Source organism: Wolbachia endosymbiont (group B) of Chorthippus parallelus, assembly GCF_947251815.1.
GTDB lineage: Bacteria > Pseudomonadota > Alphaproteobacteria > Rickettsiales > Anaplasmataceae > Wolbachia.
Map to the genome: position 1 here is coordinate 747,079 of NZ_OX366390.1, position 14,169 is coordinate 761,247.

At 34.1% G+C, this 14,169-nt stretch carries 13 protein-coding genes and 1 tRNA gene; 9 read left to right on the forward strand and 5 right to left on the reverse strand.

Annotation, left to right across the window (positions count from 1 at the left end; genetic code table 11):
- Positions 1 to 205: 205 nt before the first annotated feature.
- Positions 206 to 1,384: a hypothetical protein gene (locus tag OPS21_RS03360; protein WP_264336754.1), complete on the reverse strand. Its 1,179-nt coding sequence runs from the start codon at positions 1,382 to 1,384 to the stop codon at positions 206 to 208.
- A gap of 118 nt (positions 1,385 to 1,502) precedes the next feature.
- Between OPS21_RS03360 and ychF the strand changes: the two genes are divergently transcribed.
- Positions 1,503 to 2,597: a redox-regulated ATPase YchF gene (gene ychF, locus OPS21_RS03365; protein WP_265027720.1), complete on the forward strand. Its 1,095-nt coding sequence runs from the start codon at positions 1,503 to 1,505 to the stop codon at positions 2,595 to 2,597.
- Positions 2,598 to 2,604: 7 nt separating this feature from the next.
- Here the strand turns inward: ychF and OPS21_RS03370 are convergent, their stop codons facing one another.
- The gene (locus OPS21_RS03370; RefSeq protein ID WP_264336753.1) at positions 2,605 to 4,029 is read right to left on the reverse strand and encodes a hypothetical protein; all 1,425 of its coding nucleotides are present in this window, start codon (positions 4,027 to 4,029) and stop codon (positions 2,605 to 2,607) included.
- Between the two features lie 146 nt (positions 4,030 to 4,175).
- Complete coding sequence (gene glpX / locus OPS21_RS03375; protein WP_264336800.1) at positions 4,176 to 5,099, reverse strand: class II fructose-bisphosphatase; 924 nt, start codon at positions 5,097 to 5,099, stop codon at positions 4,176 to 4,178.
- Positions 5,100 to 5,218: 119 nt separating this feature from the next.
- Between glpX and OPS21_RS03380 the strand changes: the two genes are divergently transcribed.
- A complete protein-coding gene (locus OPS21_RS03380; RefSeq protein WP_265027721.1) occupies positions 5,219 to 5,626 on the forward strand; it encodes an ankyrin repeat domain-containing protein in 408 nt (135 codons plus the stop codon).
- A 5-nt stretch (positions 5,627 to 5,631) separates the two neighbouring features.
- Here OPS21_RS03380 and OPS21_RS03385 read toward each other — a convergent pair whose 3' ends face one another.
- Positions 5,632 to 7,686, reverse strand: a complete 2,055-nt coding sequence (locus OPS21_RS03385; protein WP_264336378.1) for a recombinase family protein — start codon at positions 7,684 to 7,686, stop codon at positions 5,632 to 5,634.
- A gap of 449 nt (positions 7,687 to 8,135) precedes the next feature.
- Between OPS21_RS03385 and OPS21_RS03390 the strand changes: the two genes are divergently transcribed.
- Positions 8,136 to 9,500, forward strand: a complete 1,365-nt coding sequence (locus tag OPS21_RS03390; RefSeq protein WP_265027722.1) for an ankyrin repeat domain-containing protein — start codon at positions 8,136 to 8,138, stop codon at positions 9,498 to 9,500.
- Positions 9,501 to 9,566: 66 nt separating this feature from the next.
- On the opposite strand, the gene OPS21_RS03395 is transcribed toward OPS21_RS03390, so the two are convergent.
- Positions 9,567 to 9,640, reverse strand: a tRNA-Arg gene (locus OPS21_RS03395).
- 151 nt (positions 9,641 to 9,791) lie between these two features.
- On the opposite strand from OPS21_RS03395, the gene OPS21_RS03400 reads away from it, so the two are divergent.
- The 6 genes from OPS21_RS03400 to OPS21_RS08050 all read left to right on the forward strand — a co-directional run bounded on the left by OPS21_RS03400 (position 9,792) and on the right by OPS21_RS08050 (position 14,157).
- Positions 9,792 to 10,529 (forward strand): ABC transporter ATP-binding protein, encoded by a 738-nt coding sequence (locus tag OPS21_RS03400; RefSeq protein WP_007302769.1) that lies wholly within the window; start codon positions 9,792 to 9,794, stop codon positions 10,527 to 10,529.
- Between the two features lie 140 nt (positions 10,530 to 10,669).
- Complete coding sequence (tatA, locus tag OPS21_RS03405; protein WP_006013840.1) at positions 10,670 to 10,837, forward strand: twin-arginine translocase TatA; 168 nt, start codon at positions 10,670 to 10,672, stop codon at positions 10,835 to 10,837.
- 126 nt (positions 10,838 to 10,963) lie between these two features.
- Positions 10,964 to 11,617, forward strand: a complete 654-nt coding sequence (locus OPS21_RS03410) for an exopolysaccharide biosynthesis protein (RefSeq protein ID WP_264336750.1) — start codon at positions 10,964 to 10,966, stop codon at positions 11,615 to 11,617.
- A gap of 114 nt (positions 11,618 to 11,731) precedes the next feature.
- Positions 11,732 to 12,388: an exopolysaccharide biosynthesis protein gene (locus OPS21_RS03415; protein WP_264336749.1), complete on the forward strand. Its 657-nt coding sequence runs from the start codon at positions 11,732 to 11,734 to the stop codon at positions 12,386 to 12,388.
- Positions 12,381 to 13,775, forward strand: coding sequence for a cysteine--tRNA ligase (gene cysS / locus OPS21_RS03420; protein ID WP_264336748.1), 1,395 nt, complete (start codon positions 12,381 to 12,383; stop codon positions 13,773 to 13,775). Before OPS21_RS03415 ends, cysS begins: the two co-directional genes overlap by 8 nt.
- Positions 13,744 to 14,157 (forward strand): YqaA family protein, encoded by a 414-nt coding sequence (locus OPS21_RS08050; RefSeq protein ID WP_012481730.1) that lies wholly within the window; start codon positions 13,744 to 13,746, stop codon positions 14,155 to 14,157. Before cysS ends, OPS21_RS08050 begins: the two co-directional genes overlap by 32 nt.
- Positions 14,158 to 14,169 lie beyond the last annotated feature (12 nt).

Genomic DNA, 14,169 nt, shown 5'->3' on the forward strand with positions numbered 1-14,169 from the left:
TGTATTGACTTCGATGTCATGTAAATCTATTAGTAATTGTTAATTTAAGTTCATAATTTTACCCCTCTAGATATTAAATTATTGTACCAATAAAAGTATCAATAAATCATTAATTAAGCATAACCACACTCTTGTAATTTGTTCAGTATAAATTGAAAAATTTTTATAGAACGCCCCATGTAGAAATATATGGGGCCATGAAAATTTAATGTGCAAGTATTTGCTGTTGTTGATGAAATGCTTTCTCTACATGTGCTTCTTCCACACTGCACCTTCTTGATAAGACTGGCTCCTCAAGGCATTTTATACTTTGCTGTACATCATTAATGCACTGCCCTACAACATCACTAATTTTTCCATCAGCATTTTTTGCCAATAACTTATCAAACCTCTTCTCAACCTCTGCTCTCTCAGAGATATCCTTTGAAAGGTTACAATACTCCAAAATTTCATCTATCTGAAGTTCTCTTGCGAATAGAAAGTCTTCGTGCTCCTGCTGCTGTTTTATTAACTCTTGAGTTACAATTTTAGCTCTAGAGTAATGGTTTCCTTCAAGATATATTGTTTCTCGCTCTTTACTACCCCATAATTCGTCATTTATTTTATAACCATCACGACCCAAGAACTTATTCATTTCATCATCATTTATCATTTCAGGCTTTGGTTCAAACTTTTGTTGCTTCTCTCTACCGCTAACTTCACAATGGACATTAATTTCAATGTTAGCTAAAGAAGCTAATAATTGAATTTCTTCAATAAAAGGAAAATAACTTTTACTTTCTATTGCTTCTAGATAGGATTGATAGAGTTCAGGTTTGTCAAGAAATGAGCGTGTAATAAAATCACTGTTATATTCGGCATTATAGTCACTCTCACCAATGCCATCAAGAGCCTCTGCATATTCACTTAGATTAAGCACAGCTTGATTATGCGATATATTAAATTTGCTAACAGCTCTACTTACTAACCTCTTCACATTACCTTCAGCATTTTCAATTTTCCTATTTGTTTGCTTAACCAGACCCTTTATTTTATCAGACTTGCCAGTTAAATCCCCTGGCTTATTAAAAAACATATTAAAAACCTTTTCTAGCTGATCCTTTAAAGGAGCTGGCATACTTGGATCATCTAAAGACGTAAATCGACTTAAAAATTTGTGCCATTCCATTCTCATATCTTGCGCTCTTTCAGCTTTATATGTACCAGAACTGTTATCACCAAACACTGCATGAAAAAAGCAATTGCCATCACCTGCAGTATCATATTTAACTACTTGGTTATTAGAAGGTTCTTTTTCTACATTACTCTCTGAAGTCTTGCGTCCTTTAGCATTTTCAATACTGTCAAAACCATTTGGTAATTTCCGTTTTCTAAGCCCAACCATAATTTCTACCTTAATTCAAGCTATATGTTATTATATTAACTAACTTATTAATAAGTAACTAATTAGGTATAGCAAAAATTTTTTAATTATGCAATAATTAAGGCTTTAAATAGCAAATATGAGCTTTAACTGTGGTATAGTTGGGTTACCAAATATAGGAAAATCAACTTTATTTAATGCACTTACAGAGTCAAGTGCAGCCGAAGCTGCAAACTATCCTTTCTGTACAATCGAGCCAAATGTTGGCAAAGTGCCAATACAAGATCAGCGTTTGAAACAAATTGCCGCAATTGCCAGTTCAGAGAAGGTAATCTACAACCAATTAGAAATTGTAGATATTGCAGGCCTGGTTAAGGGTGCAAGCAAGGGTGAAGGACTAGGAAATAAATTTTTGAGTCATATCAGAGAAGTTGATGCCATTGTTCATCTGCTCAGATGCTTTACGGATGACGATATCAGTCACGTACACAGCACTGTAGATCCAATATCAGATGCTGAAGTAGTGGAAATGGAATTAATTCTAGCTGATATTGATAGCATAGAAAAAAGGCTTCCACAACTTGAAAAAAAAGCAAAGCAAGGTGATAAAGAGCTAAAGAGACAACTTGAATTAATGCAAGAGGTATTAGCTACTTTAAAACTTGGCAAGCCTGCAAGAAGTTTAGAGCATATTGATGAAGATGAAATGAAGTTGCTTCAATTGCTAACAACAAAGCCTGTTATGTACGTCTGCAATGTTGAGGATACAAATGTTATAACTGGTAATGAATTATCTAAAAAGGTAGAGAAAATGGCAGAGGAAAATAAAAGCAAATTTTATTGTATTTCAGCAAAACTCGAAGCAGATATTGCAAATCTTGATAGCGAAGAAGAAAAACAGAGTTTTTTATCAGAATTTGGCTTGCAAGAATCAGGACTTGATGGAGTAGCACGTATTATGTATGAAGTGCTAAGTATGATAACTTTTTTTACTGTAGGGCCAAAAGAAGCACGGGCATGGCCAATAAAGATAGGATCAACAGCTGACAAAGCAGCAGGTGTAATTCACACTGATTTTGAGAAAGGCTTTATAAAAGCAGAAACTATAAGCTTTGCAGATTATGTAAAATATAGAAGCGAATCAGCATGTAAAGATGCAGGCAAAATTCGCTTCGAAGGCAGAGACTATATAGTGCAAGATGGTGATATAATGCACTTTAGGTTTAATGTGTAGTATACATCTAACTACCAAAAAACCAGGGAATACGGCCTCTGTTTATTATATCTTTCTCTTCGCTGACCTCATCTAGTTCCACATCATGGAGAATGGAGCTAGGTGTTGTAACAACTTCTTTTTTCTGTGGTTGTACATTCTTCTTCTCCTCACATAGTACGTGCTCCAGATCTCTTTCTAAAAATTCGTACAAAGCTTCACCTTCTATAAGCATATCCTTATTTTGCTTAGCTAATTTCAAAATTTCGTCTAGCTCAACATCTTCATCATTAATAGTTGCCTTCTCAATCTCAAATTCACCAGAATTTACATTTAAACTAATAAAGCAGTTAACAGAATTACCTTTCTCATCTTCTGCACTCCACCTAACTTTGATGTTGCATATTGCATTTTCTTCAAAACAGTAATTTCTTTGTTGCTTATCATTCTTTTCAATCGTTACAATTAGTTTACCATCGCTGTATATTTTTGCTCTTTTTACCTCATTTTTATTTCTTTTCATCCTTTCAATTTTGTCAGTGAAAAGATGGCTTGTTTCTAAACTCTTTTCAGGTTTAATAATATTTACACTAAGATTATCATAATGATTAACTTCTGCATTTTCGCCTGGCCAATAACGTCCATCAAAAAAGCCTACTAGACCATCTTCTTTTAGAAATTCTTTTGCATCATTCATCCCTTCTTCAATTCGAATAAGATATCTACCTAACCTATTTTCAAAATTCTTTTTCTGATCTTCATTAGTAAACTTCTTATCTAATATATTCATTATTTCTTCTTGCTGACTCAATATCGCATAGTTAAAAAGAAAAATATCCCTTTTTCTTCGATAATAATTTGCTATTTTATCAAATGGATCTGCCGGCCGGCCGCTATTATAATTTACATAATCATTAGGGTCTTCACATTTATTATCCTTAAAATCGAATCTCAAATTTTTAAAATCTGATAATACTTCTTCTGCCTTACCTTTAAGAAACTGAAGTGTACTTTGGAGCTTTTCTCCATAACTCATTCCATCTTTAATCCTAGAATAAATATACTCACCCAATCTTTTTCTAAACTCTTCTTGTCCTTTGAGATCAGGAAGCTTATTATCTAATATATTGATTATCTCCTTTCGCTTGCTTAACACTACATAGTCAAAAAGGCCTCTCTCTTTTTTATACTTCTCTGCTATTTTGTTAAAACACTTACTATCATTATAATCCAATTTTTCGAAGTCTTGGAGCACGTTTTTTACATCATCCTCACTAAATTGAAGATTTATTTGAGGAGACGCGTCAGTTCTACTTTGATCATCAAGTTGAGGATTTTTTTTAGTAGATCGGACTAATAAACTTTCTGTGCTGTTAGAGAAAGAATTATTATTTTTTTCAGGCGGTGAATTTTTCTCCTCACTATTTAACAAATTAGAAAACCAGTCAAACATTTCACACCTCTCATACTTAAATAAGTTTAATTATAACTTAATGCCAAATGTTGTAAAGCTAAAATTAACATGTAAATTCATTTTTTTTAAGACAATTATAAGTATCTTCCTTCTATAAAATTTTATAATTAGCATATAACAAATGTTTAAGATATTGATTTTGTTTGTATTTTTATTACTTTACCAGGCAATATTATTAATGAATTAGTCAGACAAATATCTTGGCCAAACTTTACTCCATCCACAAACTCTCCATTTGTTACTCCAGTTGCAATAAACACTGATTCACTTTTTGCCATGTCTTTCACGGTGTAGATTTTTTCTGGGTCAGTGATATTCAAATTTTTTGCTCTTTCTTTTAATTGATCCGTGTCAAATATTAATCTTCCTTCTATCTGCCCACCGATTGAGCTTAGCGCTGCTGCTGCAAGCACTCCTTCTGGAGCTCCACCTGTTCCAATATACATATCGTGATTGCCATTTATTAGCGAAACTATGGCTGCAACATCACCATCATCTATTAATTTCACTTTTGCTCCTAGCTTCCTAATTTTTGCTATTAATTCATCATGTCTTTCACGTTTAAGTACAGTTACTATAAGATCACTTGCTTTACATCCTTTTGCCTTGGCTAAATTGTCCAGATTCTTCTCAATCCTATTTTTTAGTGAGACTACACCCTCTGGGAGATTTTTTCCCACTGCTATCTTTTCCATATAAACATCAGGTGCATGTAAAAAATTACCTTTTTTTGTTGCAGCAAGAACAGACATTGCCCCTTGTTTATAATGAGCGCAAATCGTAGTGCCTTCAAGTGGATCAACAGCAATGTCAATCTCAGGGCCACTTCCTGTGCCAACTTTTTCTCCGATATATAGCATCGGTGCTTCGTCCCTCTCCCCTTCTCCAATCACAATTGTACCATTTATTTCCATTGAGTTTAGCACCGTACGCATTGCATCAACTGCAACCTGATCGGCCTTTTTTTCATTACCAAGGCCTGCCAATTTATATGCAGCAAGTGCTGCAGCTTCGGTTACTTTCACTAACTTATAGGCTAAATCTTCTATCATTTGCTCGAGAATCATAAATCAATATATATCATGCCATTTGATACTGCAAGATTACTTGACTGAATAATGAAAAAGTTGATATAATAAGCGTATAGCAATAATAGTAAGATTTGAATATGATCAGTAATTTAACTTATGAAGATGTAAAGAAATTTGTAACTGATAATCCTAATATAGCTGCTCAGGAATTTGGTGAGAAGCTAAAACAAAGTGGGCCAACAGATGCAAAAATTTTTGATTTACTTGCAGATGCCATCTATTCAGAAAGGCACGGTGTTTCAGACGATTCTGCTGTATTTCTAAGAATTGTTGAATTGTTTGCGCAGTTAGATATTAAAGTTAAAAAAAGCAGCGGTGGTAGAACTATGTTGAACATAGCTGTAGCAAATAAACAAGCTGATGTTGTAAGGATACTTTTGAATAGTGGTAAGTTTGAAGAAGAAGAAAAAATTAGTGCTTTAAATAGTGCTATTATTCAAGGCAATGTTCAAGGGTTTGAGCCGTTTTTTGATTATGCATATTGATACTCCTATAAAAAATTTGGATTGTTGAGTTTACCATGTTTAAAATCCATAAGGATTCTAACAGTCTCTGGCGTATTCTCAAATAAATATTTTCCTCTGGTTTTACTGTCATCTTTTCGTACTTTGATTTGACCATTATTAATTCTATCATAAATCCAATGTGTAGTAACATTGAGGATTTTTGCAATTTGTGGAACGGTAAGATATCCAGATACTTTAAGCGGATGTGACTGATTCCTTGCTCGCATAATGTTATTTTTTAACCGAATAGTTTTTACTGTATTTTCTAAAACGATGTTTTTTGTGGGGGAGCGATGTCCCTGTTTTTCTAAGTACTTAGCAATTTCTGCATCTGTTTTACCTTCTTTACTTAACTTTATTATAGACTGTTCCATTTCTTTTGCTTTAGTCAACTCGCGAAAAGAGTTTACTGGAATGGGAACATGAGAAGTAGTAGTTTCGCCACCATGCCATATAATGCGTACCTGAAGACAATCGCGTCTGATTCTGTGTGCTACCACTTTATCAATGAGACAACGAAGAAAGGACTTTTGTTGTTGACGTGATAGAATTGATTTATACCAAATTTCAGGTAATCTTTTGCCTACATCTAAAAATACTGTTTTCAGTTCTTCAGGTAATTGAGGTGTTGGATCACTTGGACGCTGACGTTCGAACATAATTTCTGCTTGTTGGAGTTCTTTCAATGCTTTCTCCCAGCGTCTTTCAAGTTCTGCAGCTACAAGACGATTGTCAGGGTCTACTTGATTAAATTGTCTTTCTGCCAATCTAACTTGGTACTTTAGGCGCTCTAATTGTTGTAAATGTGCTTTATTAATTGCTTGCTCAGATTGCAATTGTGAGTTAATCGCCTGAGTATAAGCATCAAGCTCAATTTGACCAAGTGCAGCAAAAAATTTGGGAACTACTTCATTATCAATAATATCAGCTGGTAAAAGCTGACATACAGGTACACGATACTGCTGACGTAGATAGTTGCATAAATAACGATTTCCTCCTTTATACTGTACCAACATTTTATGTCCACATTCTCCACAATAAATTATTCCATGTAATAATGCTGCACCTGGTCTTGCTATACCACGTGTTTTATTGCGATCGTATTCTGCATAATTATCTTTTAGCATCATCTCAATCTTTGTAAAAGTTTCCCAATCTATGTAAGCTGAGTATTTACCTTTGATCAGAACTTTCCATTCCTCCATTGGTAATTTTTTTGTTGTTTTGTCAGCAGAAGATGGCTTATGGTATGTAGTACGGGAACGCCCATAAACAAATGCTCCAGCATAGGCTGGGTTTTTTAGTATTGAGGTAATTGCTGCAACAGTTGGCTTTTTCCACTGTAGTTCTTTGAAATTATTATATCTAGGAAGAGTTAGTTGATGATCATTAAAATGTCTTAAAACCTTTGATGCTGTTCGTTTTTCTAGAAAAGTTTCAAAAATAAGATTGATACGAGACTGAACTTCAAGGTTAGGATCCTTGTTCACAGAACCATCAATGTTACGAACAAGACCAACTGGGAGAGATAAGGCTAAATCACCTCTGGTTGCTTTATTTAATAGTCCAGCATTTAGTCTAGCTCTTATAGTAGATAACTCCATTTCAGCAAGTTGCCCTTTCAGACCAAGTAACAGCCGACCATTAATAGTACCAGGATCATAAACACCATCCCGGTCAGCTATTAAACACTGTTTATAGCCACATATATCCAGTAAAGGATACCAGTCAGAACAATTACGTGATAAGCGAGTCACATCGTAGGAGAGAATAATTCCTACCTTTGATAAAGTGACTTTAGTGACAATCTCTTTAAACCCTTCACGCTTTTCAGCACTAGCACCAGTTAAACCAAGATCACTATCAATGATTACAACATTATCAGCTTTCCATCCAAGGTCAATTGCTCTTTGTTTTAGTGCATACTGTAACTCCAAACTTTCTTGGTTGCTCAATGCTTGATGAGGTGTTGATTGTCTGATATAAATTATTGCTTCGCGTGCTAAATGCTGTGCTGTAATTAGCTCTGATGTACTCATAGATAACCTCTTTGGACACTAATAATATATTTTCTAAAACTTCTGACTTGAAACGTTGCGACATTTTCTGCCACACTTGACATGGTTTACATGGCATAATTTATACTCCTTTGCTAGAGAAACAAATTCGTATAATGAAGACCACGTTAACTTGCTGGTGAGAAAGTTTTGCTTACTAGCTAAGTTGGTAGCAGAAAACGGAATACGTAGAATGATGTAATTGCGATAAGTAACAAATACATTGTGGACTTTTGAGCTGACAGAAGATATTGGAAATGTTCTGCCAAATAGTGGATGTGTTGAATCTGTAACTGTAATTTCCTTAGTTACTTGATTATTGAAGAGGGTATTAAGGTGATTGATCGTTAGATTACATAGATCATGCGAAAATACTGGAGGCTCTCAACACAGCTACTTGCAATGAGGACACTGACATTATGAAGGTACTCTTGGATAACAAAAGATTTACTGGAGAAGAAAAAGTTCAGGCTCTGAGTCATGCCTCTATAGGTGGTGAACTAACAAAAGTTAGGTTACTTTTAAAGTATATGAAAGGCGTACCAGAAGATGGCATAAGAAATCTTTTAGAAATAATTGAAGAGAAAAAATTATCACTTGGAAAAGAACTTAAAATAGATTCTGAATTTAAAGTCGATTTCAGCAATTCTGATCACAATAAATATCTCTCAAGCTGTGTAATAATTGCACTGCTTAGATCAGCAATAAACAAGAAGCAAAACACACCTGATGGAGCGGAGTCCAATGTCAGTAATACAAGCACTGGTCTCACGCTAAATAATGATGACATTAGGAATCTGTGTCTTGATATAGATAGGGTTACAAAACAGGATAGCACAGTTACTAGTTTTGAAGATTTGCAAAAAAGGTTAAAAAGGAAGGGAATTAATCTTCAGAGCAAATGTGAAAAAAATGCTGTACTAGAATATGCAATTAAAGATCAAAATTTGAACGTTATAAAATTTCTCTTACAAAATGGAATGACCATCATCAATGCAATCGGTCAAGAAGGAAGGTATTACGTTAGCAAAATTGAAGGAGAAAAATCTATATTATGCTTTGTTGTTCATTATACTGATAACAGTAATGCTGAGATTCTAGGCACGCTACTGCGAAATATTAATGCAGAGCAATCAAAGTTAAATCCTGAAGATGAATTGTACAGATTATACCAACAATTAAAAGATGATGCATTCTGCACTGCTTTTGCAGAAAAGAATTCTGTAGCAGCGACAGTGCTAATACAGAACGATCAAGAAACACGCGCATCAGCAGTAAACAAGGATGAAACACCTGTAGTAACAGGGACTGACCAGGTTGTTACTACGCCAAGCGTAGAAGAAAATAGAACAGAACCTAACAAAAATATTAGTAATAAACCTACGGCAACAGCGCCTCCAGTTAGTACTAATGGTAATAATAACAAAAATGAAGCACCTGTATCAACAAGGACTGGCCCAACTGTCACACCAAATAATGATAAGAAAGCTAACGGCTTTGTAGAGGCTCAATTTTCTCCACCACATGAAAAAGAAACTAAATACAAAAAAAGTAAGGAGAGTTTTTACGCCTCATTAAGGAGTGATGTTGTTGGAGTTGTTATTGCAGGATTGTTTGTTGCTGCTGCTGTGACGGTTCCATCTTTAGCTGGTGCATTAGTTTGCAGTGTCCTAGCTATTTTAGTTGTAATGGTAACTGGATTACATGTAAAAAATTTTACACTTCCAAGTTACAGCGAAATGAGAGAAAATAAGGTTGAACCTGTAAATTCAAGTTTGAGAAACCATGCAATCTAGCTCCTAGAATCACTTTTCAAACCAATTATAATTTCTTGATTGTTAAACCACTTTATCAAAATTAAGTGGGACTAGTGCGATTCGAACGCACGGCCTTCGGATTAGGAATCCAACGCTCTATCCTACTGAGCTATAGTCCCATGTCTTCTGCTATTTATGCAAAATTATAGCAAAAAGTCTCGCATTTTTCTAGGCACCCTGTACAATTAATTCACAATAATAAAAAATATTTCTGTATTTCTTGAATGTAATACTGTTATATTTAATAATACGATTCCAATTGAAAGATTAATGCTAGTTAACAATATTAGTTACTTTTATAGTAATCAAGATGGCTTTGCTTTAAGCAACATCAACATTCAAGTGAAGAAAGGAAGTGTTGCCTGTTTACTAGGTCATTCTGGCTGTGGCAAGTCAACAATTCTAAAATTAATCGCAGGAATAGAAAATCCAAAATCTGGAACCATTGTTATAAATGATAAATTAGTTGCAAGTAACAAAGTGTCAATTGCTATAGAGCGTAGAAATATCGGATTGATTTTTCAGCATTCTGCATTATTTCCTCATAAAACAGTAATAGAAAATATAACTTTTGCTATTTGCAGTACTTCTAAGAAAGAAAAATACCTTACTGCATTGGAAATCTTAAAGCTATTTAATATAGAAAAATATGAAAACATGTACCCTCATGCTTTATCAGGAGGACAGCAACAATTAGTTGCAATAGCAAGAGTAATGGCGCAAAATCCTGATGTTGTTTTGCTCGATGAACCATTTTCTAATTTAGATATACTGCTCAAATATCGAATAAGGCACCATATATTGTCACTTTTTAGAAGCAAAAATATTCCTGTACTCATGGTAACTCATGATCCGCAAGAAGCGTTGAAAGTTGCAGATTTTATTTACGTGATGAAAAATGGTAAAATTATTCAATCAGGAGTTCCTAGCTACATATATCACAGACCTAAAGATGATACGTTAGCAAAATTTTTTAGTGAGCTTCCTTTTACTCTACAGCTAAACTAAACTTAATGTTAGGCTAAAACTATTATAAGATAATTAAAAACTCTTGATTTATAATTCAATAAAAGTGATATAATTTATGTATCACTTGGCTTCAGTCAAGTTTTAATACCTAAAAGTTAATATTTTCAACGGAGGTACAAATGAGTTTAGGTCCATGGCAGCTGTTTCTAGTCTTAATAATAATCTTAGTTCTGTTTGGTGCAGGTAGGTTACCACAAGTTATGGGTGATTTAGGCAAAGGCATTAAAAACCTTAAACAAGAACTTAAGGATTCAGAGAAACTATCATCTAATGAACCAGATCGTTAGCTTCCTTATGTTTCGTGACACGCACTAAAGTGCGTGTCATTTGTTTAAACAAGGCTAAAGAATTGAAGAGGTATGATTGAAGTACAGTAATAATTATGTTAGTTATAATGTTATTAAAGGTTAATCGTGGAAGAAAGTGAGAAATTGACTAAAGATAAAAAATTGGCCTCTGATATTCTAAAAGAGGTTGCAGATACCAATAACAACGATAGTGATAAAGTAACATTGTTCGACATCAAAACAGCTTTACATGAGCGTGGTTTTGGTATTTTAATAATCATCTTCTCTTTACCGCTATCAGTACCTATACCTGTTCCACCTGGCTATACAACCATTCTTTCTATACCTTTAATCTTATTTTCACTGCAGCTTCTATTTGGGTTTGATTCTCCTTGGATGCCTAATTGGCTAGAAAGGAAATCTTTTCAACGTTCAACACTAGCTCTCGTGGTAGAGAAAACTTCACCTATATTAAAAAAAATAGAAAAGTTCATGAAACCAAGAATGTCTTTTATTTTTCTTGGTCCGGGTGAAAAGATTCTAGCTTTTATGATGTTGCTTTGTGCAATAATAATAGCTCTTCCATTACCTTTTACTCACTTCCTTCCTGCAATTGGTATAACTCTTATTTCACTCGGCATTATGGGTAAAGATGGATTTTTATCTACGTTAGGAGTGTTAGTTTCATTCTGTGCGTTATTGGTTACCCTTATTGTAATAGTTAAAGGACCAAAACTTATAGCCGGAACACTTTCTCTTCTTAAAAGCCTTATAACTTAAAAGCTTTACAACACTTTAATAAAAGAATGAAGTACAGCATGAAATGAATAATCGATATTGAAATATAGCAATAACTATGTTAGTTAGAAGTTATATTGTTATTAAAGGGTAACTGTGGAAAAAAGTGTGAAATTGACTGAAGATAAAAAATTGGCCTCTGATATTCTAAAAGAGGTTGCAGGTACTAATAATAACGATAATGATAAAGTAACATTATTTGATATTAAAACAGCTTTACATGAGCGTGGTTTTGGTATTTTAATAATCATCTTCTCTTTACCGCTATCAGTACCTATACCTGTTCCACCTGGCTATACAACCATTCTTTCTATACCTTTAATCTTATTTTCACTGCAGCTTCTATTTGGGTTTGATTCTCCTTGGATGCCTAATTGGCTAGAAAGGAAATCTTTTCAACGTTCAACACTAGCTCTCATGGTAGAGAAAACTTCACCTACATTAAAAAAAATAGAAAAGTTCATGAAACCAAGAATGTCTTTCATTTTTCGTGGTCCTGGTGAAAATATTTTAGCATTTATAATGCTGCTTTGTGCATTATCGATAGCAATCCCACTTCCTTTAACTAACTTCATTCCTGCAATTGGTACAACTCTCATTTCACTGGGTATCATGAGCAAAGATGGATTTCTCTCTATAATGGGAGTATTAGTATCATTGTGTGGGTTATTACTTACTCTTGTCGTAATAGTTAAAGGACCACAGCTTATATTTGGAGCATTTTCTTTTCTAAAAAGCTTTGTATATGGTTAAGCTTTACAACACTTTAACAAAAAAAAAAGAGCCCTTTACACCGATCGATAAAGATCATATAAAAATGTACGTTTGTGGGCCAACAGTATATGATACAGCACATATAGGTAATGCACGTTCTATTGTTGTTTACGATGTATTATTTCGACTGCTTAAATTTTGTTATGGAAAAGTTACTTATGTGCGTAATATAACCGACATCGATGACAAGATAATCAATGCAGCAAATGAGAAAAATAGTAATATAGAAAGCATTAGCAAATATTACACTAAAACTTTTCATGAAGACATGGAAAGCATAAATTGTGCAGAACCAACATATGAACCAAAAGCAACGGAAAACATAGATAACATTATCAAGTTAATTGAGTCTTTGCTGCAAGCTGGTCATGCTTATGAATCCAATAAACATGTATATTTTAGTGTAGAATCTTACCCTGAATACGGCGTTTTATCAGGAAAAAAAATTGATGAATTAAACTACGGTAGTAGAGTTGAAGTTGGTGAAAATAAAAAACACCCAGGAGACTTCGTACTTTGGAAACCTGCAAACGAAACTGACTATAAACTTTCAAGTCACTGGAATAGTCCATGGGGAGAGGGAAGACCAGGGTGGCATATAGAATGTTCAGCAATGTCATATGCTTACCTTGGCAAAGATTTTGACATTCACGGTGGAGGTATAGACTTGCAATTTCCTCATCATGAGAATGAAATTGCACAGAGTAAATCTGCATTTGCTGAGTCAACGTTTGCAAAATATTGGGTACACAACGGGTTTCTTACGGTAAATGAAGAGAAAATGAGCAAATCCTTATTTAATATAGTCAAAGTAAGGGATTTGTTAGATAGTGGAATAAAGGGTGAAGTAATACGTTATGCGCTGCTTAAAACTCACTACAGAAAACCACTTGATTGGACAGAAAATGTTATCTCTGAGTCGCAAGAAACTTTAAACAAGTTTTATCGGTTATTACGTAGTACATGTATTGAGGAAAGTGATGCAGAAGTCTCTAAAGATTTTATAGAGGCTTTGAAAAACGATTTAAACATTCCTGAAGCTGTAGCCATATTGCATGAAATGGCTACAGAAATCAATAAGACAAGTAATGAATGTGAGAGGCTCAAATTAACTAAGAAGTTTGTTAAAAGCGCAAGGTTCATTGGTATTCTTGAGTCAAGTTATCAAGAGTGGTTTGCAAGTGGTGTGAGTCATCAAGAAATAGAAAGGTTGATAGACTTAAGAAAAGTAGCAAAACAAAATAAAGATTATGATACTGCAGACAAAATAAGAGAGCAATTGAAACAAATGGGGGTTATAATTTCTGACAACGAAGATGGTACAACAACTTGGTATGGAAAATTATCTCCTATTGTTTATAGATAGCCTAGTATCATCGCTTATCTTACCCATACATCAAGGTTTTGTACTTTACACTATGTTATGCTTTAGGTCAAACTACGATCAACTACTTATATTACTTTTTGGAGTATTAGGATCCAGTCTTGGTGGAATAGCTAACTGGTATTTAGGTAGAATAACAATTTTTATCAGAAGATCACATCACAAATTAGAGAATGAAGACAAAACACCAAAAATTGTAAGGCACCTACTGATTTGTGCAGTTGCATTGCTTTCGTGGGTACCAGCACTTGGAAGTGTGACTCAGATTTTATCCGGTTACTTCAAGTTAAACCTTTATATTCTTGTTCCCTTAATTATTTTATCTAACTTCCTCTGTTTGTTGTATCTAACGTTTACCATCTAACTAAACATCAAT